This window comes from Bacillus sp. FSL H8-0492 (assembly GCF_038006145.1).
Taxonomy (GTDB): Bacteria; Bacillota; Bacilli; order Bacillales; family Bacillaceae_G; genus Bacillus_A; species Bacillus_A mycoides.
In genome coordinates this window covers 2173458-2200404 of the sequence record NZ_JBBOUP010000001.1, presented here as the reverse complement: position 1 = coordinate 2200404, position 26947 = coordinate 2173458, and the positions used below count along the sequence as shown (strand labels likewise).

Annotated in this window: 28 protein-coding genes, 4 pseudogenes and 1 riboswitch; of the genes and pseudogenes, 7 read left to right on the top strand and 25 right to left on the bottom strand. The window is 33.1% G+C overall.

Annotated elements, in window-relative coordinates:
• Positions 1–111: 111 nt before the first annotated feature.
• Positions 112–684, bottom strand: a complete 573-nt coding sequence (locus tag MHH66_RS11205) for a histidine phosphatase family protein (protein WP_002165482.1) — start codon at positions 682–684, stop codon at positions 112–114.
• Positions 685–896: 212 nt separating this feature from the next.
• Here MHH66_RS11205 and MHH66_RS11200 point away from each other — a divergent pair.
• Positions 897–1532: pseudogene (locus tag MHH66_RS11200) on the top strand (IS4 family transposase); the annotation flags it as partial.
• A gap of 202 nt (positions 1533–1734) precedes the next feature.
• Here the strand turns inward: MHH66_RS11200 and mntA are convergent.
• From mntA to MHH66_RS11185, 3 genes are read right to left on the bottom strand one after another with little or no spacing between them, the layout of a single operon-like run.
• Positions 1735–2670, bottom strand: a complete 936-nt coding sequence (mntA, locus tag MHH66_RS11195) for a manganese ABC transporter substrate-binding protein/adhesin MntA (protein WP_078185937.1) — start codon at positions 2668–2670, stop codon at positions 1735–1737.
• 17 nt (positions 2671–2687) lie between these two features.
• Positions 2688–3554 carry a metal ABC transporter permease gene (locus MHH66_RS11190; RefSeq protein WP_048525430.1) on the bottom strand — a complete coding sequence of 289 codons (867 nt, stop codon included), beginning with the start codon at positions 3552–3554 and terminating at the stop codon, positions 2688–2690.
• Positions 3551–4300 carry a metal ABC transporter ATP-binding protein gene (locus MHH66_RS11185; protein WP_078185936.1) on the bottom strand — a complete coding sequence of 250 codons (750 nt, stop codon included), beginning with the start codon at positions 4298–4300 and terminating at the stop codon, positions 3551–3553. Before MHH66_RS11185 ends, MHH66_RS11190 begins: the two co-directional genes overlap by 4 nt.
• 322 nt (positions 4301–4622) lie before the next feature.
• On the opposite strand from MHH66_RS11185, the gene MHH66_RS11180 reads away from it, so the two are divergent.
• Complete coding sequence (locus tag MHH66_RS11180; protein ID WP_078185935.1) at positions 4623–4982, top strand: ArsR/SmtB family transcription factor; 360 nt, start codon at positions 4623–4625, stop codon at positions 4980–4982.
• Positions 4972–5807, top strand: a pseudogene (locus tag MHH66_RS11175) (cation transporter); the annotation flags it as partial. The gene MHH66_RS11180 and the pseudogene MHH66_RS11175, both read left to right, overlap by 11 nt.
• Before the next feature lie 140 nt (positions 5808–5947).
• A riboswitch (cyclic di-AMP (ydaO/yuaA leader) is annotated at positions 5948–6093 on the bottom strand.
• 204 nt (positions 6094–6297) lie between these two features.
• Here the strand turns inward: MHH66_RS11175 and MHH66_RS11170 are convergent.
• From MHH66_RS11170 to MHH66_RS11145, 6 genes and pseudogenes are all read right to left on the bottom strand, one after another.
• Positions 6298–6612 carry a DMT family transporter gene (locus tag MHH66_RS11170; protein ID WP_078185934.1) on the bottom strand — a complete coding sequence of 105 codons (315 nt, stop codon included), beginning with the start codon at positions 6610–6612 and terminating at the stop codon, positions 6298–6300.
• Positions 6612–6953 (bottom strand): DMT family transporter, encoded by a 342-nt coding sequence (locus tag MHH66_RS11165; protein ID WP_078185933.1) that lies wholly within the window; start codon positions 6951–6953, stop codon positions 6612–6614. The genes MHH66_RS11170 and MHH66_RS11165 overlap by 1 nt, the downstream gene beginning before the upstream one ends.
• A 90-nt stretch (positions 6954–7043) precedes the next feature.
• A pseudogene (locus MHH66_RS11160) lies at positions 7044–7192 on the bottom strand (transcriptional regulator); the annotation flags it as partial.
• Between the two features lie 704 nt (positions 7193–7896).
• Positions 7897–8925, bottom strand: coding sequence for a spore photoproduct lyase (gene splB, locus MHH66_RS11155; protein WP_078185932.1), 1029 nt, complete (start codon positions 8923–8925; stop codon positions 7897–7899).
• Positions 8922–9185: a transcriptional regulator SplA domain-containing protein gene (locus MHH66_RS11150; protein WP_078185931.1), complete on the bottom strand. Its 264-nt coding sequence runs from the start codon at positions 9183–9185 to the stop codon at positions 8922–8924. The genes splB and MHH66_RS11150 overlap by 4 nt, the downstream gene beginning before the upstream one ends.
• A 137-nt stretch (positions 9186–9322) precedes the next feature.
• A complete protein-coding gene (locus MHH66_RS11145) occupies positions 9323–9496 on the bottom strand; it encodes an asparagine synthase (protein ID WP_078185930.1) in 174 nt (57 codons plus the stop codon).
• A gap of 271 nt (positions 9497–9767) precedes the next feature.
• Between MHH66_RS11145 and MHH66_RS11140 the strand changes: the two are divergent.
• Positions 9768–10130 (top strand): annotated as a pseudogene (locus MHH66_RS11140) (carboxymuconolactone decarboxylase family protein).
• 121 nt (positions 10131–10251) lie between these two features.
• Here the strand turns inward: MHH66_RS11140 and MHH66_RS11135 are convergent.
• The 4 genes from MHH66_RS11135 to MHH66_RS11120 form a co-directional block, all read right to left on the bottom strand.
• Entirely contained in the window at positions 10252–10707 is a 456-nt protein-coding gene (locus MHH66_RS11135; protein WP_078185929.1) for a TspO/MBR family protein, read from the bottom strand.
• A 164-nt stretch (positions 10708–10871) separates the two neighbouring features.
• A complete protein-coding gene (locus MHH66_RS11130) occupies positions 10872–11693 on the bottom strand; it encodes an SDR family oxidoreductase (protein ID WP_078185928.1) in 822 nt (273 codons plus the stop codon).
• Positions 11690–12124, bottom strand: a complete 435-nt coding sequence (locus tag MHH66_RS11125; protein ID WP_078185927.1) for a MarR family winged helix-turn-helix transcriptional regulator — start codon at positions 12122–12124, stop codon at positions 11690–11692. The genes MHH66_RS11130 and MHH66_RS11125 overlap by 4 nt, the downstream gene beginning before the upstream one ends.
• 338 nt (positions 12125–12462) lie before the next feature.
• Positions 12463–12576: a DUF3983 domain-containing protein gene (locus MHH66_RS11120; RefSeq protein WP_106408020.1), complete on the bottom strand. Its 114-nt coding sequence runs from the start codon at positions 12574–12576 to the stop codon at positions 12463–12465.
• Positions 12577–13638: 1062 nt separating this feature from the next.
• On the opposite strand from MHH66_RS11120, the gene MHH66_RS11115 reads away from it, so the two are divergent.
• The gene (locus MHH66_RS11115) at positions 13639–13923 is read left to right on the top strand and encodes a DUF4183 domain-containing protein (protein ID WP_078185560.1); all 285 of its coding nucleotides are present in this window, start codon (positions 13639–13641) and stop codon (positions 13921–13923) included.
• A gap of 683 nt (positions 13924–14606) precedes the next feature.
• On the opposite strand, the gene MHH66_RS11110 is transcribed toward MHH66_RS11115, so the two are convergent.
• The 6 genes from MHH66_RS11110 to MHH66_RS11085 all read right to left on the bottom strand — a co-directional run bounded on the left by MHH66_RS11110 (position 14607) and on the right by MHH66_RS11085 (position 19237).
• Complete coding sequence (locus MHH66_RS11110) at positions 14607–15608, bottom strand: phosphotransferase enzyme family protein (RefSeq protein ID WP_078185559.1); 1002 nt, start codon at positions 15606–15608, stop codon at positions 14607–14609.
• Positions 15609–15901: 293 nt separating this feature from the next.
• Entirely contained in the window at positions 15902–16306 is a 405-nt protein-coding gene (gene arsC, locus MHH66_RS11105) for an arsenate reductase (thioredoxin) (protein ID WP_061674483.1), read from the bottom strand.
• A 25-nt stretch (positions 16307–16331) separates the two neighbouring features.
• Positions 16332–17372 (bottom strand): ACR3 family arsenite efflux transporter, encoded by a 1041-nt coding sequence (gene arsB, locus MHH66_RS11100; RefSeq protein ID WP_002110658.1) that lies wholly within the window; start codon positions 17370–17372, stop codon positions 16332–16334.
• An 18-nt stretch (positions 17373–17390) separates the two neighbouring features.
• Positions 17391–17828 carry an ArsI/CadI family heavy metal resistance metalloenzyme gene (locus tag MHH66_RS11095; RefSeq protein ID WP_063217977.1) on the bottom strand — a complete coding sequence of 146 codons (438 nt, stop codon included), beginning with the start codon at positions 17826–17828 and terminating at the stop codon, positions 17391–17393.
• Between the two features lie 60 nt (positions 17829–17888).
• Positions 17889–18215: an arsenical resistance operon transcriptional regulator ArsR gene (gene arsR / locus MHH66_RS11090; RefSeq protein ID WP_161939634.1), complete on the bottom strand. Its 327-nt coding sequence runs from the start codon at positions 18213–18215 to the stop codon at positions 17889–17891.
• 512 nt (positions 18216–18727) lie between these two features.
• Positions 18728–19237: a DinB family protein gene (locus tag MHH66_RS11085; RefSeq protein ID WP_063217978.1), complete on the bottom strand. Its 510-nt coding sequence runs from the start codon at positions 19235–19237 to the stop codon at positions 18728–18730.
• A gap of 562 nt (positions 19238–19799) precedes the next feature.
• Here MHH66_RS11085 and MHH66_RS11080 point away from each other — a divergent pair.
• A complete protein-coding gene (locus MHH66_RS11080; protein WP_078185558.1) occupies positions 19800–20381 on the top strand; it encodes a hypothetical protein in 582 nt (193 codons plus the stop codon).
• A gap of 400 nt (positions 20382–20781) precedes the next feature.
• Here the strand turns inward: MHH66_RS11080 and MHH66_RS11075 are convergent, their stop codons facing one another.
• The 5 genes from MHH66_RS11075 to MHH66_RS11055 form a co-directional block, all read right to left on the bottom strand.
• Positions 20782–21726 (bottom strand): acetyl-CoA carboxylase carboxyltransferase subunit alpha, encoded by a 945-nt coding sequence (locus tag MHH66_RS11075; RefSeq protein WP_063217980.1) that lies wholly within the window; start codon positions 21724–21726, stop codon positions 20782–20784.
• A 32-nt stretch (positions 21727–21758) separates the two neighbouring features.
• Positions 21759–22205: a MarR family winged helix-turn-helix transcriptional regulator gene (locus tag MHH66_RS11070; protein ID WP_000817662.1), complete on the bottom strand. Its 447-nt coding sequence runs from the start codon at positions 22203–22205 to the stop codon at positions 21759–21761.
• Positions 22206–22722: 517 nt separating this feature from the next.
• The gene (locus tag MHH66_RS11065; RefSeq protein ID WP_078185557.1) at positions 22723–24579 is read right to left on the bottom strand and encodes an alpha/beta fold hydrolase; all 1857 of its coding nucleotides are present in this window, start codon (positions 24577–24579) and stop codon (positions 22723–22725) included.
• Between the two features lie 58 nt (positions 24580–24637).
• Positions 24638–25204, bottom strand: a complete 567-nt coding sequence (locus tag MHH66_RS11060) for a TetR/AcrR family transcriptional regulator (RefSeq protein WP_001072320.1) — start codon at positions 25202–25204, stop codon at positions 24638–24640.
• Between the two features lie 335 nt (positions 25205–25539).
• Positions 25540–26304: an SDR family oxidoreductase gene (locus tag MHH66_RS11055; RefSeq protein WP_016105343.1), complete on the bottom strand. Its 765-nt coding sequence runs from the start codon at positions 26302–26304 to the stop codon at positions 25540–25542.
• 166 nt (positions 26305–26470) lie between these two features.
• Here MHH66_RS11055 and MHH66_RS11050 point away from each other — a divergent pair, with 166 nt between their 5' ends.
• Positions 26471–26911 (top strand): Lrp/AsnC family transcriptional regulator, encoded by a 441-nt coding sequence (locus MHH66_RS11050; protein WP_001178569.1) that lies wholly within the window; start codon positions 26471–26473, stop codon positions 26909–26911.
• Positions 26912–26947 lie beyond the last annotated feature (36 nt).

Sequence of the window (26947 nt, the reverse complement as noted above, 5' to 3'; positions counted from 1 at the left end):
TAGATTGTTGAACTCAATCCCCGTCAGTGCCATAAGAAAAAGGGTTACCGCAGTAACCCTTTTTCTTATAATACACGTCATTTTGGGAAGCTACGGATGAATAAAGTCACTCTATGAAATTTCCCACAATCTTTTAACTTCCACCAATTCCTGCCCGTTGAATTCCATTCTATATATATCTGGTTTTGATGTCTGAAGTAAAAAATTCAAATCATACTTACTGTCATAATACCCCATCATCAAAGTCATTACAGCTCCATGAGTGCCTAATACTACTTTCTGTCCTCGATAGGTGTTTAATAATTCTTTTAAGACTTTTATAGCACGTTTCTGACAGTCGACATTAGACTCTCCTCCCGTTAAAGCAAAGTCGGGGTCTAAAAATGACTTTTTTATCAAAGGAAATAATTCTTTATCCGACATTCGTTCCTCTTCAGCAATAAAGATTCTCTCTTTTAAGTCTTCAAATACTAAAACTTCTTGTCCTATTTGCTTCGCTAACTGCTGAACAGTTAGAATTGAACGATTGTATGGACTTGAGATAACAACGTCGATTCCCTCACCTTGTAATATATCTGTTATTCGTTGAACATCTAATTTTCCTTTTTCAGTTAATCCTCTTGTTCCTTCTTTTCCAAACTTTGGTGAATCTCCGTGTCTAACCATATATATGAAAGTTTTCATAATTACCTCCATTTTTCCAGTTTCCTTTACAATTCCTCCATGATGTTAGCATATATATCCAAGTTTGTCTCCTTTAATTAACAGAAAACTGTGCGAATTTGAAATAAATTCACGATATTTGTAAGAAAGACGTGAAGTTTTCACTATCCTCAGGTATAAAAAAACGTTATTCTTTCTAAACAAGCTTGATTATTAGAAAGGATGAGATTTTTATGAATCTTTCGATTCGAAGCGAGCTACAATTATTTGCTGAAGAATTACATCAACATCTTACCCCATCATTTTTAGAAAAACTCGCTAGAGAACTAGCTTTTGTACAACGAAAGCGTAAATTTTCAGGACGTGATTTAGCTATTATTTGTGTATGGATTAGTCAACTTGTAGCGAGTGATTCCTTAGTTCGACTTTGTAGTCAACTTCATGCTGTTACAGGAACTCTTATGAGTCCAGAAGGACTAAATAAACACTTCAATAAGAAGGCTGTTTGCTTTTTAAAACATATCTTCTCTATATTATTAAAAAATAAAATTTGTGAAACATCAGTGATTCCAAGCTCTTCAATTACCTATTTTCAACAGATTCGTATTTTAGATGCGACGATTTTTCAAGTGCCAAAACATTTAGCTAGTGTGTATCCTGGATCGGATGGTTGTGCACAAACAGCAGGTATAAAGATTCAATTAGAATATGATTTACATAGTGGACAGGTTTTAAATTTTCAAGTTGAACCGGGTAAGAACACTGATAAGACCTTTGGAACAGAATGTTTAGCAACATTACGACCTGGCGATTTATGTATTCGGGATTTAGGCTATTATTCACTGGACGATTTAGATCAAATGGACCAATGAGGCGTGTATTATATATCGCGACTTAAACTAAATAATTTTGTACAATTACATCCGATTTACATTTGATATATCCTAATTATTAAACATAGAAAATTAAAACATAATACATAAACGAAAGGGCCAACTCCTAGGAGTTGGCCTTTTTTCTCTTATTTTAAAAATCTTCAATAGTTACGCTACATTGAAAAACAGATAGATTTCACTTTTGTAACCCATTAATAATTGTATCTATATTCCATTTCATCATTTTCAAATACGTATCTCCATCCTCACCTGTTTTACCTAGTGAGTCTGTAAAAATTGTACCTGCAATCGGCACGTTTGTTTCTTTTGAAACAGTTTCCATGCTACGTCGATCTACACTTGTTTCTACAAATAAAGCTGGAACTTTGTTTGTTTGAATTAAACTTACAACATCTCTAATTTGATCTGGAGTACCTTGATTCTCTGAGTTAATTTCCCAAATGTATCCTGTCTTAATTCCATATGCTTTTCCAAAGTATTTAAAAGCACCTTCACTAGAGATTAGGAAACGTTTTTCTTCCGAAAGTTGATGAATTCTGTTCACTGTCTCATCATGTAACTTTTGAAGTTCTGTTATATACTTATCGGCATTTTCAGTATAGAACTCTTTATTTTTAGGGTCTTCTTTAATTAATGCTTTCTTTACATTTTCAGCATATAAAATACCATTTTTAATATTCATCCATGCATGTGGATCTGGTTCTTTTTCTAATCCTTTTGTTTCTAAATAAATAGCCTCTACACCTTCACTTACTTTATAAACAGGTGCATCTTTCTCTGATTTATTTGCGGTTTTCAATAGTTTTTTAAACCATGCTCCGCCCTCTTCTAGGTTTAATCCATTGTAAAACACCATATCAGCATCTGTCATTTTCATAACATCTTTCGGTAGTGGATCATATTCATGTGGGTTAGCTCCAATTGGAACAAGACTATGAATCTCAACCTTATCCCCACCAATTTGCTTCACCATATCATATATAATGGAGTATGTAGTTACAACTTTTAATTTCCCACTTTTCTCTTCTTTCCCATTTGTGTTACTAGAACACGCTGTTAATGCAAATACGAAAATACAAAGTATTGAAAGTATAACATTTTTAAATTTCATTTTTATCCTCCAATCAATTATGACAACTCTGCTCTATTTTTTCTAATTTTGATAGCTCTCCAAAATAAACCTTGTGACGGCGAGAAAAAGAATGCCAATGCGAACAAGAAAGTAGCGACAAGAACAATTGTTGCACCTGAAGCAAGATTATACGAGAAACTAAAATATAGCCCTACTACAGATGAAAGTGCACCAATGCCTGCCGCTAAGTAAATCATGACCCATAAACGGTTTGTTAATAAGTACGCTGTAGCCGCTGGTGTAATAAGCATAGCGACAACTAGAATAATTCCCACAGTTTGAAGTGAAGCAACTGTAACCATTGTAAGTAAAATCATTAAACCGTAATGAATCCATTTGTTCGGCAATCCATAACTTTGCGCCATCGTTGGATCAAAAGTGGATACGAGTAGTTCTTTATAAAACAAAATCACAAGACCAATAATGACAACTCCAATAATAAGTGTCATCCACATATCGGAAGAGCGAACTGATAGAACATTCCCAAATAAAATATGATACAAATCCGAACTACTCTTCATAAAGGTAATTAAAATAATCCCTATAGCGAAAACAGATGTAAACATAATTCCTATCGCCATATCATGTTTAATTCGACTATTTTGACTTACAAATCCAATTCCAACCGCAGTAATAACACCTGTTAAAACCGCCCCTATAAAATAGTTCATACCAATCATATAAGAAAGGGCTACTCCTGGAAGAACGGCATGTGAAATGGCATCCCCCATTAAAGCCATACCTCGTAAAATAATAAAACATCCAATTACACCGCAAATAACTCCTACCATAACGGAAGTTAATAGCGCCTTCTGCAGAAAACCATACTGCATTAATGCATCTATAAATTCTACAATCTTCATGATGAATGTACCTCCGCTGAATTATTGAAGAATATGCCCTGATTCACATACGCTTTTGACATAACAGTTGGTTCTAATACTTGCCTTACTTCTCCGTAATGAATTAAGCTCTTATTCAATAATAGTAATTTATCAAAATAGGATTCTGCTTTACTTAGATCGTGATGTACAACAACAATTGTTTTCCCTTCTGTACGTAATTCTCTAAGAATCTTAATAATTGTCTCTTCACTTGTTACATCAATTCCAACAAACGGTTCATCTAAAAAGAATATCTCCGCCTTTTGTGCTAACGCTCTCGCTAAAAAAACACGTTGTTGTTGTCCGCCTGAAAGCTCACCAATTTGACGATTTTTAAATTCCTCCATTCCGACCTTTTTTAAACATTCAAAAGCCCAATCCCGATGCTCTTTCTTCGGTCTTTTCATCATACCTAAAGATGGATACGTTCCAATTAGCACGACATCTATAACTGTGATCGGGAAGTCCCAATCTATATCACTCCTTTGCGGTACGTATGCAACATGTTTTCTAGCGCTCCGAATATCCTCCCCAAGAACTTGAACGTATCCCTTATCATTTGGAATTAAATCTAAAACAGCTTTCATTAAAGTAGATTTTCCCGCTCCGTTTGGACCAATAATTCCAACGAGTTTCCCTTTTTCAATATCGAAGGAAACATTTTGAACGACTTGATTCCCTTGGTAAGATACAAATAAATCTTTGACAATTATAGCCTCATCCATTTTTTGTGTATTCTCCTTTCTTTTTTTCGTATATGTAATTATTTTGCACTAAGGCAACTTTCAAACAAAAAAATATAATGCGAATATGAATCCACACCTAAGTTTCCTTAGGGAAACTTTTTTATACGAGTCAAATTATATAAGCTATATGCAAATTTGTAAACTGCTTTTTATTAGTTTATGAATATATTGTGAAAACTTCCCTCTAAAAAACAAAAATATCAAACTTTTCTTAATTCATTTTGACACACATATTAGCCAATGCTAAATGAATAAAGAATAAACATATTAGTCATTACTAATACGAATAGAGAGGATAAAATTGTGCAACTCAAATGATTTAGATTTAAAAGCCAAGTTCATCCGTGGCTTTGCTGATAAAACAAGACTACAAATTCTTCAATGTATGATGGATGGTGAAAAAACAGTATCTGAAATTGTAGAAATCACCCAAGGAAATCAATCGAACGTATCTCAGCATCTAAATTGTTTAAAAGGATGCGGAATCATTCTAGGTAGACAAGAAGGAAAATACGTCCACTATTCCTTGCGCAATCAGCAAATTGAACAGTTACTCGCTATGTTTGATGTTGTCTTTCATGACGTACAAAATGAAGTAGCATCATGTGATAAAAACGATGCTTGTTTATCTCAAAAAGGAGAAAACTGTCATGACAGATAAGAACGAGAAGGAAAAACAAACAAATTGCTGTCATAATTCTTCCTTAACACCCTCAAAAGAAGATTTAGCAAAGGAAACTTCATCATGTTGTTCTTCGAAAAAAGAGATTCCAATTGTTCCTATCGCTAAAGAAACTTCTTGTTGTAGCAGTAATGATGAAACTGGTGAAATGACTAAAAATGAGATTCCAATCACCCCTATTACCAAGGAAACCTCTTGTTGCAGTAGTAACAATGATTCTATAAAAATAAAAAATAGTTCTTCCTGCTGTTCATCTGAATTAGCTCTAGAAAAAGAACAAACGCATTCAAACTCTTCTTGCTGTAGTGATAGCTCATGCGAAGACCCATCACCTCTTATTAATACAAAAAAAATATCAGGGGATGGCGTACAAACATACCTTGTGGAAGGTATGGATTGCGGGGCATGTGCCTTAACAATCGAAAAGCATTTACAAAATGTTTCTGGCGTAGAAGAAGTTCGAGTAAACTTCGCTACTGGAAAAATGCATATTCGTCATGATCGAGATGTGGATGACATTATTAAAGAAGTGTCTAACGTAGGATTTGGAGCCTCTTTAGCGGGAAATCGTAGAGGTACAGCACCTGTTCAAAAAACTAAAAATACAACTTTAATTCTCTCAGGATTATTTTTAGCTTTAGGATTTGGAGGAAGTTTTACAAACGTATCACCTCTTCTTATTACACTTCTTTATGCGGTGAGTATTGGTATTGGCGGTTATAAACCTGCTAAAATGCAATCAGAAGTAAATCACTTGATATGAACGTTCTCATGATATCAGCTGCAATTGGTGCTGCATTAATTAGAAGAAAAAGAAAAAAGTGAATTTTACGTTTTTATGGGTGTCCCTTTCAAGTATCTCATCCCTTTTTTGAATTATTCCCCAGAAAAAGAGTATAAAAAAAGACACCAAAGTTCACCCAGTGTTTTTAAAAATCACCATAGTATCCCCTCTCGAAACGCTTACGAGGTTAGCTGTCGGATTCGGGCCTTGAGAGTAGCGCTACCTTCATTTAAGAAGGATTCACCCCAAGTGCAATCGCACAAAATTTGGTTCCCCCGCTCCATATGGATTCAGCGAATTGTAATATGAATTTATGTACAATATATTACTCCTATGCCCTCTTGTTTGTAAACAAGAAAATTAACGTTTTTTCAGCGGTAGATTTTTCGCGCTGTACACTTTATTTATAATTTGAATTCTTAAATTAAACTACATACTTAAAAAAAGCGAGAAGATAATTTGCTTAATAAAAACAGATTGTCTTCCTAATAGATTAATCTGAAAAATTATTTATGAAACGAGTTTTAGACCTATTGCAGCACTTAAAACCATACCTATAAAAATAAGTCTTCTCCAATCTTTTGATTCGTCATATAAAACCATACCTATAATTGCACCACCAGACGCACCAATTCCCGTCCAAATTGCATAAGCTGTTCCCATAGGTAGTGTTTCCATTGCGTAAGCAAGAAATATAAAACTTAATCCAAATCCGAGAATTAACAAAACTAATGATTGCCAATTTCGGTCTTTATGTAATTTATTTATCATAGCAACACCAAACATTTCAAACAAACCAGCTAAGATTAAAGAAATCCATGCCATTAGGATTCGTCACCTCCCTGAACTTTGTCATCTGTGACTAATTTCAAGCCAATTACTCCAGCTAATAAAAATAAAACCAAGAGTACTTTTCCCACTTTAAACGGTTCACCGAAGAATAGGATTTCAGAAAAGACAGTTCCAGCTGTACCTAACCCAACAAAAACAGCATAAACAGTTCCCACGGGAAGCTTTCTTCCTGCCATAATCATTAAATAAAAGCTGAAAAATATAGCAATGATAGTTCCCGTCCAAGTCCAAAAGTCATCAGCATATTTTAAACCAGTAACCCAAAAAATTTCAAAGAAAGCAGCAACAAATACTTTAATCCAGTCCTTACTCATCTAAAAGACACCTCCAGTTTTATTTTTACCAAAAAAAAACAAAAAAATCCTAAGCGATAATTGTTACACAGTTGATTGTGGAATATTTTAAATTTCTGTCACCTGCGTTGCATTTAATGTTTTATACCTAGAAAGCTCACTAATTAGTTTTAAACGCATTGGCGTGCCATAACTTTTAAAAGTTCAACATATTTTTCTGAATTTATGTAATCAACATGTTGATTTGCGAATCTCTTCATATTACCTTCTCACTTTCCTTACTGATTTTTTCTAATTTAGTTCAACTTCCTTGTTACATAATATTATTATAATTAAATATAATTTGTATGAAGGTTTACGGAACGATTGCTTTCATTTGAGGTATTTTAAATTTAAAAGCTTTTCGTAATTAATACCAATGTATATTAGATATGAAAGAATGTAATATACATTGGTATTAATATAAAATGTTTTTTATTTGTAGCTGATATTGTAGCACTTTCAGGAAATACCAAAACATATAGTAATTAATTTGATTAAGCATCTGAAGAAGCACTACTTACTAAAAAGATGTCCACATATTTGTTCAAGTTTACCTAGATTAAATCACAAAATCTCTTCAAAAAGGGTAACTTTACAGTTTATTAGTTTTCATATACTTAGTACATACACAAGACATAATCCTAAATGCCGCCTATCACTAGAGGAAAAATAATTGAATTTAGGGTAAGGTTTAAAAGAGACTGTAAAATAAGCATTAAATTATATTTAATAAGGAAGGAAATTAAAGCTCTCCCCTTCCTTTTCATATCAATTAAATATTTTTATTATAATTAAAACTTTTCTTACTTTACGACGTATAAGTGTAAGTAAATAATAAAACTCAACAAACATACATGTAATTTTGATCTTTGGTCTGCAGATTCCTTAATTACGCATTGTATTTTAATGCTATTAATTATTATTATGTAAAATATTCCAATTTCGCATTTGGAAAGAACTTTTTCATATAAGAATAAAGATAATTTTTGATATCCTCTTCTTCTTCTTTTTGATAGATATATTTACCAATTCCATATTTCCCCCATTTATATCTTCTTCTCTCTTCATCTAATTCTAATTTGGTCATAGGGTAGTTTTTTTCAATCACCCTCTTAGCTGGCTTTGTAAAACGATGTTGAATAAATTCAAATGTAATATCATCCCTTACATCAAGGGGTAATTCAGCATCAAGGCGTTCAAACATATGATAGTACCCGTCCTGCCACCCTTCATGAAGATAAATAGGAGCCACGATAAACCCCAGGGGATATCCTGCTCTAGCTACTTTTCCTGCTGCTTCAATTCGTTTAGCTAGGGGTGAAGTACCTGGCTCAAAGTTTTTAATAACATAATCAGCATTTACACTAAAGCGAAATCTTGTTTTTCCGTTATGTTTTGCATCAAGCAAGTGATCCACATGATGAAATTTTGTCACGAATCGTAATTTCCCATATTCAGAACCTCCAAAATGTTCAATCGCACGCTTAAGAGTATGAGTTAAATGATCAATCCCTACAATATCTGATGTACATGAGGCTTCAAACCTTGTTAATTCAGGTGTACGAGCCTCCATATATTTGTCAGCAGCTTCTAGGATTTCGTCAACATTTACATAAGTACGGATATATGGCTTACTCCCCATCGTTGTTTGTAAATAACAGTAATGACAATGTCCCATACACCCTGTTGCAAAAGGAATAGCATACTCTGCTGAAGGCTTTGAAGTATCAAATTTTAGTGTTTTTCTAACCCCAACGACAAGAGTAGATTTTGCTACTCGATACTTTTGAAAATCGTTTTCACCTGGGAGATCTCTCACTTGATTATGGGAAGTAGTATGCCGAATTTCAACATCCATCTTTGAAAATTTCTCAAAAAGCTCTTTCCCTAACGGATAATCTAATGCTTTTGGTTCAAAATATACAAGTTTAGGCATAAATGGGTTATTCATTCTAACATCTCCTCTGAAATATCACCATAATAGTAATTGTACGCTTGGTTTGCCTCATCTTCGGTAGCATATACAGCCATCTCATTTGTTAGTGGATAATACGTTTCGTAAAGGAATAATGCTAATTCATTTGGTCTCTCTGGGTTATTTACAACTGCTGCAGCTTGTATATTTGCTACATCCTGAGTGTGGGGATTTCGGTAAAAAATATAAACAATATCTCCAGCATGATAAGCTTTACTTTCATTAGAAAATTCCATTCAATCACCTTTTCTTTTTATAAAATTCAATGTGCAAAGTTATACATTGTAAATGTTTTCCTATAAATACACTTTAAAATATGAATATTGATTGTAATACACAAAAGGCAAGCATTAATATATGCTTGCCTTTTGTTCTAACGACGATGTTCTACAAGATCAATTACACCTAAAACAACATGAGCTAAACCAAATCCAAATACTGTATTTGCAATCATTTTATTAGCTCCACGAGTTTGTTTAAGAGCATAACCTGCTGCTGTCACTGCTGTACCTAGTGCCGTTGGAATTAATCCTTCACGAATATCCACAGTGATTGCCTCCTTGTATCGTAGTTAGTAATTTTGTTTTAATGCTTTAAGAGTAAAGTACTAAAACAGGTATTAGTATTTTTCTTTTCAGTAAAAATATGTGGAATTTTCACTAAAAAATATTTTTCATTCATTAAAGCACTAGAGACTGAAGAAAGATTCAATTTAATTTTCTTATCTGTTTTTCTTTTTACAATTATGATTAGTCAAAACTACTTACGCCCATACTAATCTTTGTTTAATACATACTAAATATGGAGTTGAATTCAAAATGGAACATAAAGGTAAAAATCCCACAGAAGCTGCACTATTACAATACAAATATGGATTGGGTTTATTTGCTGAGAAAATGCCAAAATTTACTGAACAATTTAATTCTTTTACAGAAGAGTGCTTCAAAGATGGTAAGTTATCAAAGAAGGAAAAATAATTGATTGCATTGGGTATAAGTCTTTATTCTCAGGATGAGTATTGCATCATTTATCATACAAAGGGATGTATTGATCAAGGTGCTTCAGAACAAGAAATCCTTGAAACGGTTGGAGTAACAGCTGCATTTGGCGCAGGCCCTACCATGAGTCAGGCAGTCACACTTGTTCAAGAATGTATAAAAGAATTAAATAACAACAATTAATTATAAGAAGATTTTCTTGGGCGGAAACTTTGCTTCTTTATTTCCGCTATTTCTATATATCGACTAACAAACATAAAAAAACTTGAGCATTTTTATTATGCTCAAGTTTTCATTTACACCTCTAATTTATACTATAAATTGCCCAAGATAAGTATGTAGCAAACGCAGACCATAAAAGATATGGAATGAACAAGCATGCTGATACCTTAGATAAATTGGAAGAAAACACTATAAGAAGCAACGTAGTAATAGCAACTAGTAAACAATCTATTGTTGCTAAAAATAAATTTTTTTCGCTGAATTGAAAATAACTAAATGCTTGATTGCAGACATAATTTAAAAGGAATAAAAACCAAAATGTTTTTGGATTAAATCCATACTTATTGTAAATAATTGCAACTGATACTGCAATAAGTCCATATAATACAGCCCAAACAATTCCTATTGTCATACCAGAAGGAGTCCAAGCAGGCTTTTCTAAGGCATCATACCAAATACGATCAATAGGAAATAAGATACTGGAAAGATAAAACAAACCATATGTTAGTAAGAACACTATGATACTAGATTTTTTCATAAACATTCTCCCTTTTCAATAGAAGATTACAGACACTCTATACTACTAGTATGTCCTTTCAATGAATACAATTTTAATATTCAATATACGAATAGGTATTCTTACATTTTTAATTATAACCTCTTAAATTTCAACTTCATATTAACTAATTTATTTTTGTATCATTATAAGAATAATTCTTTATAATCATAAACAAACTTTTCCATAGTTATCGGATTTCTATCTAGTAAATTTGATAAATCTGATGTGACTTTTTTAGCTAATCCTAATTTGGCGGTTGTATATATTCCAATCATAACCCAAATAAATTCCTTGTTAAGTCCCTTTTGAAGCATTCTTTTTCTAAATTTAAATATACTTGGATTTGTATAGATAATATGTTTATTTATTGTTTTTGAAATAATAGCAGCAACTTCATAGTATGTTAATGCCTCATTTCCTGTTAAAGCATACGCTTTAAATTCATGTCCCTCTTCGGTTAATATTTTAGCTGCAACTTCTCCAATATCTCGTACATCTATAAAACTTGTTTTTCCTTTACCAGCAGGTACCTCAATTATTTTTTCATTTCTTAATTCATCACCATGTTGTGATAGTAAATTTTGCATAAAAAAACTCGGTCTTAGAAATGTATAAGGGATTCCAGAATCTTTTATTATAGATTCAATTTTAGCATGAGGTACTATTGGATTTTTTTCTACTCCTAATAAAGATAAAAATACAATTTGTTTTACACCTATTTCTTTTGCAGCATCTATAACAGGCTGAAAGTATTTTTTCGCATCAGCTAGATGTGGTGGTCGTATTAGAAATAATTTAGTAACACCTTTTAAAGCAGTCTTCACAGATGACCGGTTTTCAAAATCAAAATATACTCCCTCTGCTTCTCTCCTGCGCGTTGCGACTTTGAAAATAGCCTTTCTTTGTATTAGTCCTTTTACAACCTCTCCTCCTACATTCCCTGTAGCACCTGTTACTAAAATCATTTTAAACACCCTTTATTTTTTTGTAAATTTTGAATCATACTTTGCAAAACTCGAACTGTATTTTCTACTTCTTCCTTAGGGATACTAGCTGTAGCACTTTTTATAACTTCATTGCTTACATTTTCTATTTCCTGTATTAATGCCTTAGTTTCATCCGTTAAAAATATTAAATGTGACCGTTTATCTTTAGGATTATGTTTTATAAGAATCCATTCTTTATGCAATAATCGTTGCATAATTCCGGTTACTGTGGGACGGTCTGCTAATAGCCTTTCAGCAATCATAGCAGGTGTTGTTCCGTTCGGATGAAGGGATATGTCCTTTAAAACTGACCATTGTTGAGCCGTTATTTTATACTTTTTTAGTTGGTTTGATAATTCTGTTTTCGTCATTATACTTACTTTGTGTAATAAATAACCTAAATTATTCATATAACTCTCCTATAGTTAGTGTACTAATCATATAGTTAGTGTACTAACTATATGATGTAGATGCAAATTTTAATTAGTAATTTATATTTAAAAAAGATAAATCAAATTGATTCTTAGATTTTAGGTTAATTTAATATTCAATTGATTTCTCTTTTGGTTTCTTCTTCGCTTGTTTTGTTTGCTTTTTCCACTCACATAATTGATCCCTTAGCATCTTCATTCCCCCCTCTCCCTTTTCAAAATAAAAAGGACACCAATTCAACAGCTATAATTGCCGCTTTAATGATTTGGCGTCTTTTAGTTTTCTAGCCGAACTATATTTATTTCATGATACTTGGCTATATAAAAAGATTCCTCCAAGCTTTATCTAACCTTTCTTTCTCGTCCTTTTGTATAGCCTTTGCACGGCGAGCAATTGCTTTTTTAAATTTCTTTTTCTTCGAATTAGTCAATCCTTTCACTCCTTCAAATGAAACACCTTTATTGTTCATTTTTGGGCATTTTCATTAATTTGATACCTTATTGCATTCAAAAACAGCTCAAATACGAATTGTACCTATATGCTTTTAAAAGGATTATCTTATTAAATAGTCCTTTTAAATTTTTATATTAATCAACTGATTTGCAGATAATTTCATTCAAAAATAAACGATATTAATTTCATATATAAAAACAAATATTAATATTCTTTTTATTTAAAATATTAAACTTAGATATTTATTTATAAAATAAAAATAGAGAAAGGGTGATGATATAATGATTAAGTTTTTTCTAACTTTAACTGCTGAAAACAATTAAGCAATAACATGGAAGAAGTACTATTATAAAATCGTTAAAGCTACGATTGTTTATAAGTAACTCCGGCATATTTCAAAAATGCATATATTAACTTTTAATATGTAAATTTTCTTCCCCTCTGAATAAAACTCAATATTCCGTCGATAATGCAGATAGGCAATAGCCAGAACTCATTTAATGAATCCTTAACCTTTCTCCGATCCCCACGGAGAACCAGCCGAGCAGTTAGTTATACTAGCTGCTTTATCATTTTCTGTTATATATACTTAGAATTTTCGTCCATACTTATACTCAATCTATGAAATAGCTATACTCCTTAAATTCATGGATGTGATTTTCTCATTGCAGTTAGTTTTTGCTAGTTACTCTTTTATATGGAGTTAATAATAAAATTTGTTCTTATTTTTTTACATCATATACTACTATCCTAGACGTTCTGCCCAATGAGTTACTCCCTATCTTAAAAAGCACTTATATAGAGTGCTCTTTTTTTAATTTCTCCTTTTCTATAACATGAAACCTTTGTTTGCAAGACTCTCTTTTTATTTTTAAGTCACTTTGAACAAATCTACTTATATTTTATACACACATAATATATACATTTTTCACTAGTATACAAGCCGTTTCTTTTCAAAGAAGCACAACATAAAATAAAATACAAGACCGAGCTTTCTACAAACTTGTCTGAGTCAATTCTTAAAAAGAGGTGAACATAAATGCCTATCGTTAAACCTTTTATTGCTGGAAGAAGATTTGTAAGTACAGCAGCAACGGGAACTGTTGCTGGAGCTGATTTAACTTTTGCTAACACCGACTTCACTAATGACACTGGGGCTGTAACAACATTTCCTGCTTCTTATGCATTTTTTACACTATATATTAACGGTGTTATTCAAACAGGTGATACCATTACTGGAGTTACTACTACTGCAGCTACTATTGTAGGAGGAGCCGTCCTAGATGGAGCTACTCCTATTGTAATTGAATTTGTTATAACGTAACTTTAGTTTTCGGTAATAGAGGCTTTATAACAAAAAGCCTCTATTTTTAAAGAAAACTTACATCCATTTTTGTAGAAATTACATAATACAGATCATATACTAGTATAGAATAATAGGAATTTATACTCACTTTCGAAAAGAGTGCTAATTTATAGTGCTCTTTTTATTTTTTTCTGAATAAATTACCAAGTTCTTTACACATAGCATTGTTACAAAATAAAAGAACATAATTAGAAATAAATTCTAAATTGCGTTCTTTTATTTAATATTAATTATTCATTTTCTTTATTAAACTCTCTTTTATCCCCCTTAAAGATTCCCTCTATTTTCCCTTACTATTATTAAAATGAGAGGATCAGAAAAATCATCAATTATCTGTACACATTCCTGCTTCTTCGATTTTGCGGGATGAGTCTTATTAAATTTTCAGTCTACAAGCTCCTAATAAATTAGCACTATATTCTGGTAACAGTCCTTTTTCAATTAATAACTCTAAAGAAATAAATCCTGACGTATATGAACCATAGTCTTCGGCATATTCAAGTATTTTTACGAAGTCATATGAGCTCTCTGCATAAATTTATGAGCACATATGTAAATTTTTTAAAACATCATATTCACTATCATCAACATTTTGAATGATAGTTTTATAAATAATTATAATCGTATACAAACGAAAGAGCCTACTCACACGAGTTGGCTCTTTCTCTACTTATCAGCGAGGACAATCTTTCTCCCCTTACTCTATAAACTTTCAAATGTTCTTCTAACCGCCCCACATCATCTAACATACTTAACGTTTTTTTAACGAAGTTCCAATTCAAAGCACCAGATAACCATAATAATGAAGAAAGTCTCTTATAATCATTTGAGGTTAAAATATTATGGGCCCTATACCCTTCTAAAAATGAAATAGCAACACTTGAACATACTTCATGTGACTGTATCCCTTCTGTTCGAGAATACCATTTTATTAAAAAGGCTAGTCCTTCAATACGATCAACATATCCAATAGATTCAAAATCTACAATTCCTTTTACACATTGACTTGAGTCCCATATGACATTTAAAGGATTTAAATCTGTTTGTACAATAAACTGTAAATCACTTGTATATGCACACTCTATATGTCTTTTAGCGAGGTCTATATACTCACGTAATCCATTACATGTCCCGCACTTATTTTCTAACATTTCTATAAACTTAACATACCCATCCAAATGAGATTTCTTTTGAAAAATCGAGCTTTGAAATGTACTAGAAATATCATGTATCTTTCTCGCTTCCTTTCCAAAGGATTCTGCGATAAATTCTGTGCAGTGTGTAAGATGCTCTCCTTCAATCCAATTTGCCAATACAAATCGGTACTGTTCATCATTCCAAGTAACTAATGTAAATGACTCCCCTGACCTATTCTTGTTAATTTGCATAAAAGGAATTCCATGCTTACGTAAATAATACGTAAACCGTACTTGCTCTTTCAATTCTTCATTTGATAATGTCCCAAAAGCTGGATTGATTGTTCGATTGCTGTTCATAAACCGTGCGGAATACCGATTTCCATTTACCATGATTTTATAGTGTAGATCTGTATGCCAGCTATTTTTATGTAATTCTTCTTCCACTATTAGTGTATGAATTTCTTTAAAATAATTCATTAATATATCTTTTATTATGTGTTTCATACTATTCTCCTTACATGTAAAAACTTTTAAGATAAGAGGTTTGTAACACCCGCCTAATTTACTCAAACGGAAAATAATAACCTACATAATTAAACACATTTGTAAAAATCATTCTTGTTTAATTCAGAAATCATACGTTACACCGCCTTCCTGAAACTGTTCTATTATAACAGAATATTCCTTATTTGTTCTGGTAGTTGGTTTAAACCGCTGCATTAAGTAAATGGATATATAATGAAATATATAGTAAAAAAGAGCGAACCTCCTGATAGAAGGTTCGCTCTTTACTTTATTTATTCACCTGTTTCAGAAAATCGTTTAATCCGTTCACCGATTTCATCGCGAACACGTTGAAATTCAGACCATTCTTTTCCTGCCGGGTCATCAAATCCCCAGTGAACACGATTTACGTGCGGAGGTGTCGAAGGACAAACAGAATCCGCATGACTACAAAGGGTAACAACTAAATCAGCGTTATTTAAAATATTTACATCAATTATATCTGATGTTTGATCTGTTATGTCGATATTTACTTCTTTCATCGCTTTAATAGCATTTGGATTTACTCCGTGTGCTTCAATTCCTGCAGAATATACATTCCACTTATCGCCTACATATTGTTTGCCCCATGCTTCTGCCATTTGGCTTCGGCATGAATTTCCTGTGCATAAGAAATAGATTGTCTTTTTGTTTTTCATGTTGTTTTCCGCCTTTATTTTTAAATTATACTGGTTGATCATTAAAATATTTACGCTTAAACCAAAAAGCGACGTTTACAAGTGCAATCATTACAGGTACTTCAACTAAAGGCCCGATAACAGCTGCAAATGCTGCGCCTGAATGAATACCAAACACACCAACTGCTACAGCGATTGCTAACTCAAAGTTATTGCTACCTGCTGTAAATGCTAACGTTGTAGTCACCGGATAGTTTGCACCAATTTTTCTTCCCATAAAGAAAGAAACAAAAAACATTACAATAAAATAGATTAATAACGGAATTGCTATTCTTACTACATCTAATGGTACGCTAACAATCATTTCCCCTTTTAAAGAGAACATAACGATGATTGTAAATAGTAATGCAAGTAATGTAAGTGGACTAATCTTAGGTATAAACACCTTTTCATACCATTGTCTTCCTTTTAACTTAACGAGTACAAAACGTGTTAACATACCTGCTATAAAAGGAATTCCCAAATAGATAAATACTGATTTCGCTACTTCTACCATTGTAATATCGACAATAGCCCCTTCAATCCCTAACCATTCTGGAATGACTGTTACAAACACGTATGCATAAACGGAGAAAAATAACATTTGGAATACGGAGTTAAAAGCTACTAAACCTGCTGCATACTCTTTATCCCCATCTGCAAGGTCGTTCCAAACAATCACCATTGCAATGCAGCGTGCTAAACCAATCATAATGAGTCCGACCATGTATTCTGGCTTATCAGGAAGAAAAATAATTGCTAAAACAAACATAAGTACAGGCCCAATAATCCAGTTTTGTACTAAAGATAAAACCAATACTTTTACGTCTTTAAATACTCGGCCCATTTCCTCGTAACGAACTTTCGCTAATGGTGGATACATCATGACAATTAAACCGACAGCAAGCGGGATAGACGTTGTTCCAACTTGCAATGTATTTAGTCCGTCTACTACACTAGGAAACACAAACCCTAAACCAATCCCTACAGCCATAGCTAGAAAAATCCATAGTGTTAAATATCGATCTAGAAAAGATAAACGTTTCATTTTATTTTCCATCTCCTATTAACAACAAGAATTTTTTTCTACTACGTTAGAAGTCGTGCAACAAGATGAATCTTCAATTTTATGAACATCACTATGTGCTTTCGTATAAAAGAATTCCCACTCGTTCCCATCAAAATCCGTTACCCAAAACTTATCTTGAACTGCATAGCAACAAGTCGTATCCATCTCATCACGTGCAAAGAACCCTTCTTTTTCTAATCTTTCTTTATGAAATGTAATTTCTTCAGCTGTATCCACTTGGAAACCAAAATGATTTACCTGATTTCCCTTCACTTCATCTCGTACGTTTAGCGTAAAATTAAGTCCTGGCGTCTCTAATAAAAATTTTGCATAATCTACTTTCACCTTTACTGGTGATACGCCAAATACCTTTTCGTAAAATTCAATAGACTTCTCTAAATTCGTAACATTTATCCCAACGTGAACATATCTCATAGCTTCTTCCTCCTCTTTACATGTTATTAATCAATTTTTTTTGATTAATAGTGCAAAATTTTAACAGCAACTACCTTTGCCTGTTTTTCTAAAGATACAGCATAATTCTTCTGATAATAAATTATTTACTTCCGCATCATTTAAATCATAATAACTCCACGTACCCTTTGTTTCTTTTACAATTAAACCTGCATCTAATAAGATTTTTAAATGATACGACAACTTAGATTGCGTCATTTCAAAAACTTCTGTTAAATCACATACACAAGTCTGGCCCCGCTGGCAAAGTTCATACATAATCTCTAAACGCTTCTGATCCGCCAACGCTTTAAACTTTTTCTCATATAACTTAAAATCCTGTGCCACTGTAGTTTCCTCTCCCTTCATCAATTTTTTTTGATATTTATAGTATATACGCTGATTAATTTATTATGCAACTAATTAATCAATTTTTTTTGATTTATAAAAACCTCCTCACATCATATCTTTGCTACAACTAAAAAGGACCATAGCCTTTTCAAAAATAAAAAACTACGGTTCTTTTTACAACTTAATAGTTACAATGTTTCCGAGGAATGGAGTCTCTATAACTGTTTTAAATTTTAATTTGACCATTATAGCGTAGTGCTCCATCACCATCAAGCTAAGAAAAACAAATACCCCCAAATGAAAAAAATCGATATAACTCTTCGGCAAATAAAGATAACTCTTGTTTTTGGTACATATTCATAAAAAGCACGTCACCCTTTCTCATTAACATAAGAGAATAGTAATGTGCTTTTAATTTCAAAAATAGTCTAAATCCTTAAGTTGATGGTTGTGGGGCGGGACCCCAATAAGAACGGTATCTAAGGTTGGATGAGAGGTGTTAGTTCCATTCCAAAGGCCTCAGCCGAAGATTAACTCAAGTACCGATTTCGGATGACCCCCATGTGATGAAGTTCGTGTCCTGCGATGCCGTACGCGAGGGCGCGCACCGTAATGCTTAGGTTGTTGGCTGTGCCCTTGCGGGTCCACGCCTCCGCCGGTAGCCCGCGCAGCAATGTGATCGTTGATTGCCGTACGGCCCGGTAGTCTTCGGCCAATTGCTCGGTTGTCCAACTTCCGAAAGGAGGCATGAACAATTCCTGATCAAAACCAGTCAGAGACGTCTGGTCCCCTCTTGCGAACCGGAGCAGGCGGTAGGTCATGACGCGTTCCGCATCTGCAATGTGGCCCACGACTTCTTTCAGCGTCCATTTTCCTTCCGCATACCGATATGCGGCCTGGCTTTCGGTCAACGATGCCAGGAGCTCGGTCATTTGCTTTTCCTGGGCGAACAGAATATCGATGATGTTACCGTCCGGCACCAAACGGATATATTCGCCGGAGTTCCCGGCGTATTCTTCTTCTGAAGGTCTTTGATTCATGCGTATTCACCTCTTTATGTACATATAGAAAATTATAGCGCTCGTCTATGTCTAATAAATTCGCGAAATGATAGAACTTCCCTTCTAATAATTGAGGATAAGCAACTATTTAGTTGGTCAGTCGCCACACTATCCTGATTCGTTAGCACAATAAAAATTATCTGTTATACAATATTTCGAAGTTATTAATATATATAGGTAACACTTTCTTTTTTAATTTAAAGATGAATTTTCAATTGTATTTTGAAATGAACCGGAGTAAAACACGCTAGTCTAACTACTTTTTCATACAAGATTTTATGCAAAAAAGAATAGCGAAGATCCCTAGAATCCCCGCTATATCAATGATGTATAAAATCTTGTGTAAGAGATAGATAGACATAGAGACAAAAAATTTAGTAAAAACAAGGAGTTTATGAAAAACTTGCTACCGACAATAGGACGTTATGTAAACCTCATATGAATATGGTATACATCAAGAAATGTACGACTTATTCTAATTTCTTCGTGATAGAATATAATAAATCCATATTTTAACAAAACATAAAAAGGGGGAAAACTTTTGTATAAAAAACTAAGAAAACATCTTATATTAGGTTCCCTATTTCTTATCATTAGTGGCTGTTCAATTTCAACAGGGTACAACACGCAACAAGAAGCATTAAAACAAGGGTTAAAACCAACAAATAATACAGAGTTAGATAAATATAATGCTCTAAAACGTATTATAAAAATAGATGAAAAAATAGCCTTTTTTGTTACACCTGATAATTACATTTCAATAGCAGATTTAGAAATAGAAAATGGAAAATGGACTGTTAGTGGGATAACAGGAGCAACAAATGTAAGTGAATTAGAAGTACAAGATTCTGGTATATCACCTACTATGGGAATATCAAATGGAAAAGTTATTTCTGGTTATCTTAAAAACCCATCTATTAGCAAGGTATCATATGAATCTACCCCAGGACATATTGTAGATTTAGATAAATTCTTACCAAACGAAACAAAGTACAAAGGATGGAGTTTATGGTACGTGATCCTTCCTAATAAATTAGATGATGATTTAAAGTCTTTTGATCTTATTACGACTGTTTTAGAATTTAAAGATACAAATGGCACTATTATAAAATATAAGAACTGATCAACTAAAAACAACTTCCAATAACGAGAATTATGTAAATAAGCTGTCCATGTGGACAGCTTATTGTTTTTTTGCTTAGCATGCAAAATTCGTGTCTTGTTGGCGGGACCCCATTGCCATCAACCTAAGCTTTTGAGATACCCCTATACCGAAATTTCCACCTTTTCACAGTTACTTATGAGAATTCAGCTCATTTTTTCGTTTTGGGGAACAATCAATTTCTTAAGTTGATGGGTATGTGATAATGCTTCCATTTGAACAAATTTTCCTTTTCCATACCGATCACACATCTTTTGTAGAGTAATAGTATCAGCATATCCCAGTTTAAGAGGTTACTTACAAAATATTAAAAATTTTTTTGCGAGAATCCTCCGAAATGTAATACGGACTTTAAATATTTTCATTTATAATTCTCTATTTGTCTATACTTTTCATACCGCTGTTGTATAAGCTCTTCCGAGGATAATAGTATCAATTTTTTTAGAGATGATTCGATTACAGATTCAATCATTTTTGCCTGTGATTTTATATCATTTTGTGCTCCACCTTTAATTTCAGGAATGATTTCATCAATAATTCCTAAATGTTTTAAATCTTTTGCTGAAATTTTCATATGTTCAGCAGCTTCTGGAGCATACTTAGCGTCCTTCCATAGGATAGATGCTGCTCCTTCTGGCGAAATTACCGAGTACCATGAATACTCTAACATATGGATATGGTTACCGACACTAATGCCAAGAGCTCCACCACTTGATGCCTCTCCAATTACAATACAAACAATTGGTACTTTAAGTGTAGCCATTTCAAATAGATTTCGAGCTATCGCTTCAGAAATTCCACGTTCTTCAGACCCTTTCCCTGGATAGGCGCCTATTGTATCAATAAATGTAATAATAGGGCGATTAAATTTATCAGCTTGTTTCATAAGTCTTAGCGCTTTTCTATAACCTTCTGGATGTGCCATTCCAAAATTTCTTTCTATATTTTCCTTTGTATTTCTACCTCTTTGATGACCAATAACCGTAACGGGCATCCCTTTAAATTTTGCAATACCACCTATCATTGCTTTATCATCACCATATAATCGATCACCATGAAGTTCGAGAAAGTTTGTAAACAATAAAGGTATATAGTCCAATGTCGTGGGTCGGTTACGTAGCCTTGCAATTTGAACTCGTTGAAAAGGTGTAATATTAGAATAAATTTTATCTTGCATTTTATTTAAACGTTTTTCTAATTCATGAATTTCTGACGATAAATCTACATTATTTTCTTTCATAATTTTCTTTAATTCATCAAATTTCTCTTTTAATTCAATAATAGGACGTTCAAAATGCAAACTCATTTTATCCTCCAAATGTTATGACTTACCTCACTCTAATCAAAAGGCTTAGAAATAGAATCAATAAATAATTCAAAACCATCCACAACTATTTTTTGTTCTGATTCTGATAAATTATTGAGAATACTTTGATAAAATGTAATGGATTGCTCTCTTAAGCAATTAACAGTTATGTGACCTTTTTCTGTGAGGTGCAGAAAAAGTTCTCTTCTATTTTTTTCATTTACTTCACGATAAATAAGCCCCTTTTTTACTAACTTATCTACCAATCTACTTACAGTTGAAGTCTCTAATCTAAGTTTATTGGATAGTTGCCAAACAGTTAGTTTTTCCACCTCTAGTTCCTCTAACGCCATCATTTGAGAAGTTGGTAAAGGTTTTTCAAATGGTCCATTGGGCAAATTTTGAGATTCAAAAACCCCAGTTATTATAATCATTTTCTTAATATCTGTTCTTAGTTTTAAGGCATCTTCTCTTTTCAAATAGGTCACCCTCCTACAACTAATGTATCATACATCAATTGTATTATACATGAATATGTTTTTTCACAAGCTTAACCTAAGCCAATATTACAACATGGACGAGATATTTCTTCTTGTTAAAATGGTATAAGTAGATTGTTTTCTACAAATGGCAGAACATCAATTATGTATCAGGGGCCTTTATGGGGTACCGCTCATCGCAATCAAGCTAAGAAAATAAAACTACCCAAAAAACGAAAATTTTGTGATAACTTGTAACAAAAAACTCATAATTTTTTTTGGGAGTTCTAAATTCTTAAGTTGATGGGCATGGGGTAGCACCACATCGCCATCAAGCTAAAATTTTATAGCACCCCCAGAACGAAATTTTGTACTATCTTGTAACAAAATGCTCATTTTTTCGTTTTGAGGTATTTGCGTTTCTTAGTCTGATAGTGATGGGGTGGGCCCCACACAGTACGATTTTATTTCAAAGACACAACGATCTTACTACACACTGTTTATTTATCCCACACTCTCATCTGCTAGTATTACTATTTTTTATTACTAATGTTGCCGTTTCACTCGGATGGCTAAGAGGAAAATGATGGCCATATGGAACAAAATCAACCTTACCAAGATGCGATGGAGCAGAATAGCCTCTGTCATACTCCCCCCAAATAATGTGAAGATTATACTTTGTTACTTCATTGAAATCACCTTGATCGTTTTTCAGTAGTAAACTGTTAAGCTGAACCGTAGTATTTAAAATTCTAGGAGAAGTAAAACTGTTACTTATTTTTTCGATATAATGTTCAGGGATGCTCTCCATACTTTCAAACAAACCATTACTTAATAAATAACGCCCTATCAAATTAGTAGTTGCCAATTTTAATGTCCATTTGTTCATAAATTGGGGAACATTTAGCGATTTAGCATTTTTTTTAGCAACAGGTGGCTGAAGTAAAGTGATTGAATACTTCTTATCTATGTACTCTTGTACCAATGCTTCCAGAAGAATAAACGCACCGAATGAATGGCCAATTAGATGTGCACCATTAGTAGCTTTCTCCAATAACTTTTTCACTACATTCAAATAGATATCTAGAAGATTTTTCTCTTGTTTAAAAGGAGAACGTCCCAAACCTGGAAGATCCAAGATCCATACAGGTTGACCAGTTTTTTCATGAAGCTCTTGTGCTAAGGGAAATAAATCCTCTCCATCACTCAATAAACCATGTAATAAAATAAACGGTTTACCCTCTCCTTGTAATTGGTAAAGGGTAGTGTTATCGCATAATGTTCGTTTAAATAAATGATTATGCTGGCCATTTTGATACATCATTCGATAATCCAGATCAGCTACTACGGCAGGGAAAAATTTCATTACACTCGTCTTCTTAAACCAATCTCCTCCCATAATTTTTTTCGCTGAAACATTTGAAAATTTTCGTTTTGTAATAAAATTCAGTCCATCAGAAGGAATTTTTGTTATTTTACTTACTCCACTATTCATAATTGCTTTCATAAGTGGCATTGGGACAGAGATTTTTGGTGCCCTCATATTCATACTTTCCGACATAATACTTAATAATTCAGCAATGTTCTGATCGTGCTGTTTGTCTTCAACAAGTGTATATGTTTGAATAGTCGGTTGTTCCAATCTGAAAACCTGCACAATAAACTTCGCAAGCTCATCGTTTGAAATCAGTGGTAACCTATATCCCTTACCTCCAGGAATCACTGGCATGAGCCCTCTTCGCATACTCATCACAAGCAAACCTAATCCTGCTATCTGCTCTGTACTTCCTGTTTTACTACTACCGACTACAGTTGGCGGATTAATTACAGAAAGCGGATAACCTACTGCTGATGCCTGGTGACGGATATAAAGATCTGCTAAAAATTTTGTTCTCTCATATGGATTTTTTATTTTCAAATAATTGTTTCCTTCTTTAAACACATCAATTGCAATCTTGCTATTTTTATCATCAAAGGGACTCATATAACCTACAACATGAATAAATTGTTGCAAGCCCTTCAATTGATGAATGCTTTTAGCTAATTCACTAATGTGTTTGGCGCCATTTAAAAATACGGAAGCTGCCTCTTTACTTGCCGCTTGAATATCCATGGGGCCTCCTGCGTGAATAATCACATCCGTTTTCAATACCCTCTCCTTATCTTCAGCACTTAGACCTAAATCTATTTTCGTCAAATCACCTTCAATAAAGTGCATAACTGCCTTTTTTAAGATGCCTCTTTCTTGAAAAAGGCGTATTGCTTTACTTTTCGACCTTACTAAAAGAAGAATTTTAACATCCTCTTTGGCTAATTCTTTTACTAATTGCTTTCCAATAAAGCCTGTTCCACCAGTTAAAAATACTGTTCTCATATAAAATCCCCTTTTTAGTACTAATTAGTACTAATTTGATGTAAAAAAAATGCTTCTTTTATCGAAGCAATTTTAAAAAATGATCTGCTGTTTTCGTAATTACAGTTGCATCCTTCAATGTTTCTGAAATAAATAACGCTCCTTCAAGATTTGTAATAAAAAGTGATGCAACCTCATCAATATTAATCGTGTTTCTGAATTCTCCATTCTCTACCCCTTGTTTAAGTAATAGAGAAACTTTCTTTTGTAATCCTGTAAAAAAAAGACCTATTTTTTCTTTTATTTGCGTGGCCTGTTTAGGACTTTGAATATAAAGAGTAATAAATGGACAGCTCCCCTTATACTCTCTCGACTGAACTCCTTGTGATAATTGCTTTAAAAACAGTTGGATACGATCTTCAACTAAAAATTGGTTCTGAGAAAGTACGTCATCAATTGCAGATTGATACATTTCAATCCAATAATCAACGACCCCTTCTAATAATACTTCCTTATTAGAAAAGTGATAATACACATTAGACTTTGAAACTTTGCTTACACGTACTAATTCATCCATACTTGTATAAGCAAACCCTTTTTCTAAAAATAATGTTGCAGCTACTTCAATCACACGTTTTTGATTCATTAATTTTACCTTTTTCATAACTAGAACTATATAGTACTAATTTAAATGTTGCAAGGATTTATTTTAATTTAGAAAAAAGTTTGATTAAAAAAGTTCCACTAACATTGATTTTACTGCAAAAAAATCTTATTTTGAATAAAGTGGAACTGAACCCCGAAATTGTGAATTCACTATCGTCTAATAGGGGTCACCATACATACCCATCAACTTAAGAAAAAGAAATGCCCTCAAAACGAAAAAATGAGCGGCTTCTCAAAATAGCTATCTGTAGAGAAAGAAAATTTTAATTTAGGGGGATATGAAAATATTAGCTTTATGGGTATGAAGTAGTGCCCCTATAAACAAAATCCTCCAGAAACATCTAAAATTTGCCCTGTTACCCAGCGGCTATCAGAAGAAGCAAGGAATGCTACTACATCTGCAATATCTTCAACTTGCCCTATTCGTCCGAACACAGATGAATTCGTAGCAAAATTTCGTATTTCCGGATTATCTAGCAATTTCGCATTTATATCTGTCTTCGTATATCCAGGCATAATTGTATTCACTGTTATACCTCTTTCTCCAAGATGTTTAGCTAGAGGAAGTGTCATCGTATTTAGTGCACCTTTACTTAAACCGTATGCAATGGACCCTGTAAAACCAAGTCTTACTTCAGCTGATGAAATGTTAATAACTCGCCCCTCCGCTCGTAATAACGGTAATGTTTGCTGAATTAAGAAGAACGGTGCTTTAATATTTACAGACATAATTTCATCAAAAACTTCTTCTGTCGTATTTTCAATTGTTCCTTGTGTACCTATCCCTGCATTGTTTACTAAAATATCAATCTCTGATGTACCAACTCTTATTTGTAATTCATTCTTCAATTGTTCTACTATCTTTTTGACACCATCAATTGAATTGAAATCCGCTTCAATTAAGAATGCCTTTCCTCCATTTGATTCAATCTCACTAATTGTTTCATCTGCAGCTGCTTTATTTCGGCCATAGTGAATTGCAACTAATGCACCGTCGTTTGCCAATCTCATCGCAATCGCACGACCAATACCGCGACTCGCCCCTGTTACTAACGCTACTTTCCCATCAAGATTCTTCATTTTTTCCACCCTTCCTAAATTTCCGTTTAATAAATCCTATACTTATATTTTTAAGCAAATACTAATAATTTTAAATATAGATTTATAGGTAATTTAGTTCCTTCACTTATGATATTATAGTTATAATTTACGATTTACTTTAGAAAATAAAAAGGGGGGCTATCCAATGCAAAACGCAGTAAAACTAGATGAAATTGACCATAAAATTATGAACTTGTTGTATGAAAATGCAAGAATTTCTGTTTCAGAAATAGGACGTATTATATCCATGACGCAGCCTGCTGTAAAAGAACGCATTAACAAGCTTGAAGATCAAGGGGTTATAGCTGCTTACCGAACGAAATTTGAGCCTTCCAAAATTAATAAAAACATCCAAGCATTTATTATGTTCAAAACGAGTCAATGCTCTGATTTCATCCAATATTGTAATGCCGCTCCTGAAGTAACAGATTTATATCGAATTAGCGGGGAATTTAATTATATGATGAAAGTCATGAGCGATTCGATGGATTCTCTCGCTGCATTTTTAGACTCTTTAATGCAATTTGGATTATCATCTCCTTTAATTGTTTTAAAGAGTGAATTTGAAGAGAAATTGTCGTTCTGATAAGAGGGTACTAAGGTAGAAATATGAAGTGTATGT

What these genes read in the sequence shown, in the direction of transcription:
- MHH66_RS11205 (WP_002165482.1), bottom strand. Translation starts at nt 684, where the DNA reads ATGAAAACTTTCATATATATGGTTAGACACGGAGATTCACCAAAGTTT.
- mntA (WP_078185937.1), bottom strand. Translation starts at nt 2,670, where the DNA reads ATGAAATTTAAAAATGTTATACTTTCAATACTTTGTATTTTCGTATTT.
- MHH66_RS11190 (WP_048525430.1), bottom strand. Translation starts at nt 3,554, where the DNA reads ATGAAGATTGTAGAATTTATAGATGCATTAATGCAGTATGGTTTTCTG.
- MHH66_RS11185 (WP_078185936.1), bottom strand. Translation starts at nt 4,300, where the DNA reads ATGGATGAGGCTATAATTGTCAAAGATTTATTTGTATCTTACCAAGGG.
- MHH66_RS11170 (WP_078185934.1), bottom strand. Translation starts at nt 6,612, where the DNA reads ATGGCATGGATTTCTTTAATCTTAGCTGGTTTGTTTGAAATGTTTGGT.
- MHH66_RS11165 (WP_078185933.1), bottom strand. Translation starts at nt 6,953, where the DNA reads ATGAGTAAGGACTGGATTAAAGTATTTGTTGCTGCTTTCTTTGAAATT.
- splB (WP_078185932.1), bottom strand. Translation starts at nt 8,925, where the DNA reads ATGAATAACCCATTTATGCCTAAACTTGTATATTTTGAACCAAAAGCA.
- MHH66_RS11150 (WP_078185931.1), bottom strand. Translation starts at nt 9,185, where the DNA reads ATGGAATTTTCTAATGAAAGTAAAGCTTATCATGCTGGAGATATTGTT.
- MHH66_RS11135 (WP_078185929.1), bottom strand. Translation starts at nt 10,707, where the DNA reads ATGAAAAAATCTAGTATCATAGTGTTCTTACTAACATATGGTTTGTTT.
- MHH66_RS11130 (WP_078185928.1), bottom strand. Translation starts at nt 11,693, where the DNA reads ATGATTTTAGTAACAGGTGCTACAGGGAATGTAGGAGGAGAGGTTGTA.
- MHH66_RS11125 (WP_078185927.1), bottom strand. Translation starts at nt 12,124, where the DNA reads ATGAATAATTTAGGTTATTTATTACACAAAGTAAGTATAATGACGAAA.
- MHH66_RS11115 (WP_078185560.1), top strand. Translation starts at nt 13,639, where the DNA reads ATGCCTATCGTTAAACCTTTTATTGCTGGAAGAAGATTTGTAAGTACA.
- MHH66_RS11110 (WP_078185559.1), bottom strand. Translation starts at nt 15,608, where the DNA reads ATGAAACACATAATAAAAGATATATTAATGAATTATTTTAAAGAAATT.
- arsC (WP_061674483.1), bottom strand. Translation starts at nt 16,306, where the DNA reads ATGAAAAACAAAAAGACAATCTATTTCTTATGCACAGGAAATTCATGC.
- arsB (WP_002110658.1), bottom strand. Translation starts at nt 17,372, where the DNA reads ATGAAACGTTTATCTTTTCTAGATCGATATTTAACACTATGGATTTTT.
- MHH66_RS11095 (WP_063217977.1), bottom strand. Translation starts at nt 17,828, where the DNA reads ATGAGATATGTTCACGTTGGGATAAATGTTACGAATTTAGAGAAGTCT.
- arsR (WP_161939634.1), bottom strand. Translation starts at nt 18,215, where the DNA reads ATGAAGGGAGAGGAAACTACAGTGGCACAGGATTTTAAGTTATATGAG.
- MHH66_RS11085 (WP_063217978.1), bottom strand. Translation starts at nt 19,237, where the DNA reads ATGAATCAAAGACCTTCAGAAGAAGAATACGCCGGGAACTCCGGCGAA.
- MHH66_RS11075 (WP_063217980.1), bottom strand. Translation starts at nt 21,726, where the DNA reads ATGAGTTTGCATTTTGAACGTCCTATTATTGAATTAAAAGAGAAATTT.
- MHH66_RS11065 (WP_078185557.1), bottom strand. Translation starts at nt 24,579, where the DNA reads ATGAGAACAGTATTTTTAACTGGTGGAACAGGCTTTATTGGAAAGCAA.
- MHH66_RS11060 (WP_001072320.1), bottom strand. Translation starts at nt 25,204, where the DNA reads ATGAATCAAAAACGTGTGATTGAAGTAGCTGCAACATTATTTTTAGAA.
- MHH66_RS11055 (WP_016105343.1), bottom strand. Translation starts at nt 26,304, where the DNA reads ATGAAGAATCTTGATGGGAAAGTAGCGTTAGTAACAGGGGCGAGTCGC.
- MHH66_RS11050 (WP_001178569.1), top strand. Translation starts at nt 26,471, where the DNA reads ATGCAAAACGCAGTAAAACTAGATGAAATTGACCATAAAATTATGAAC.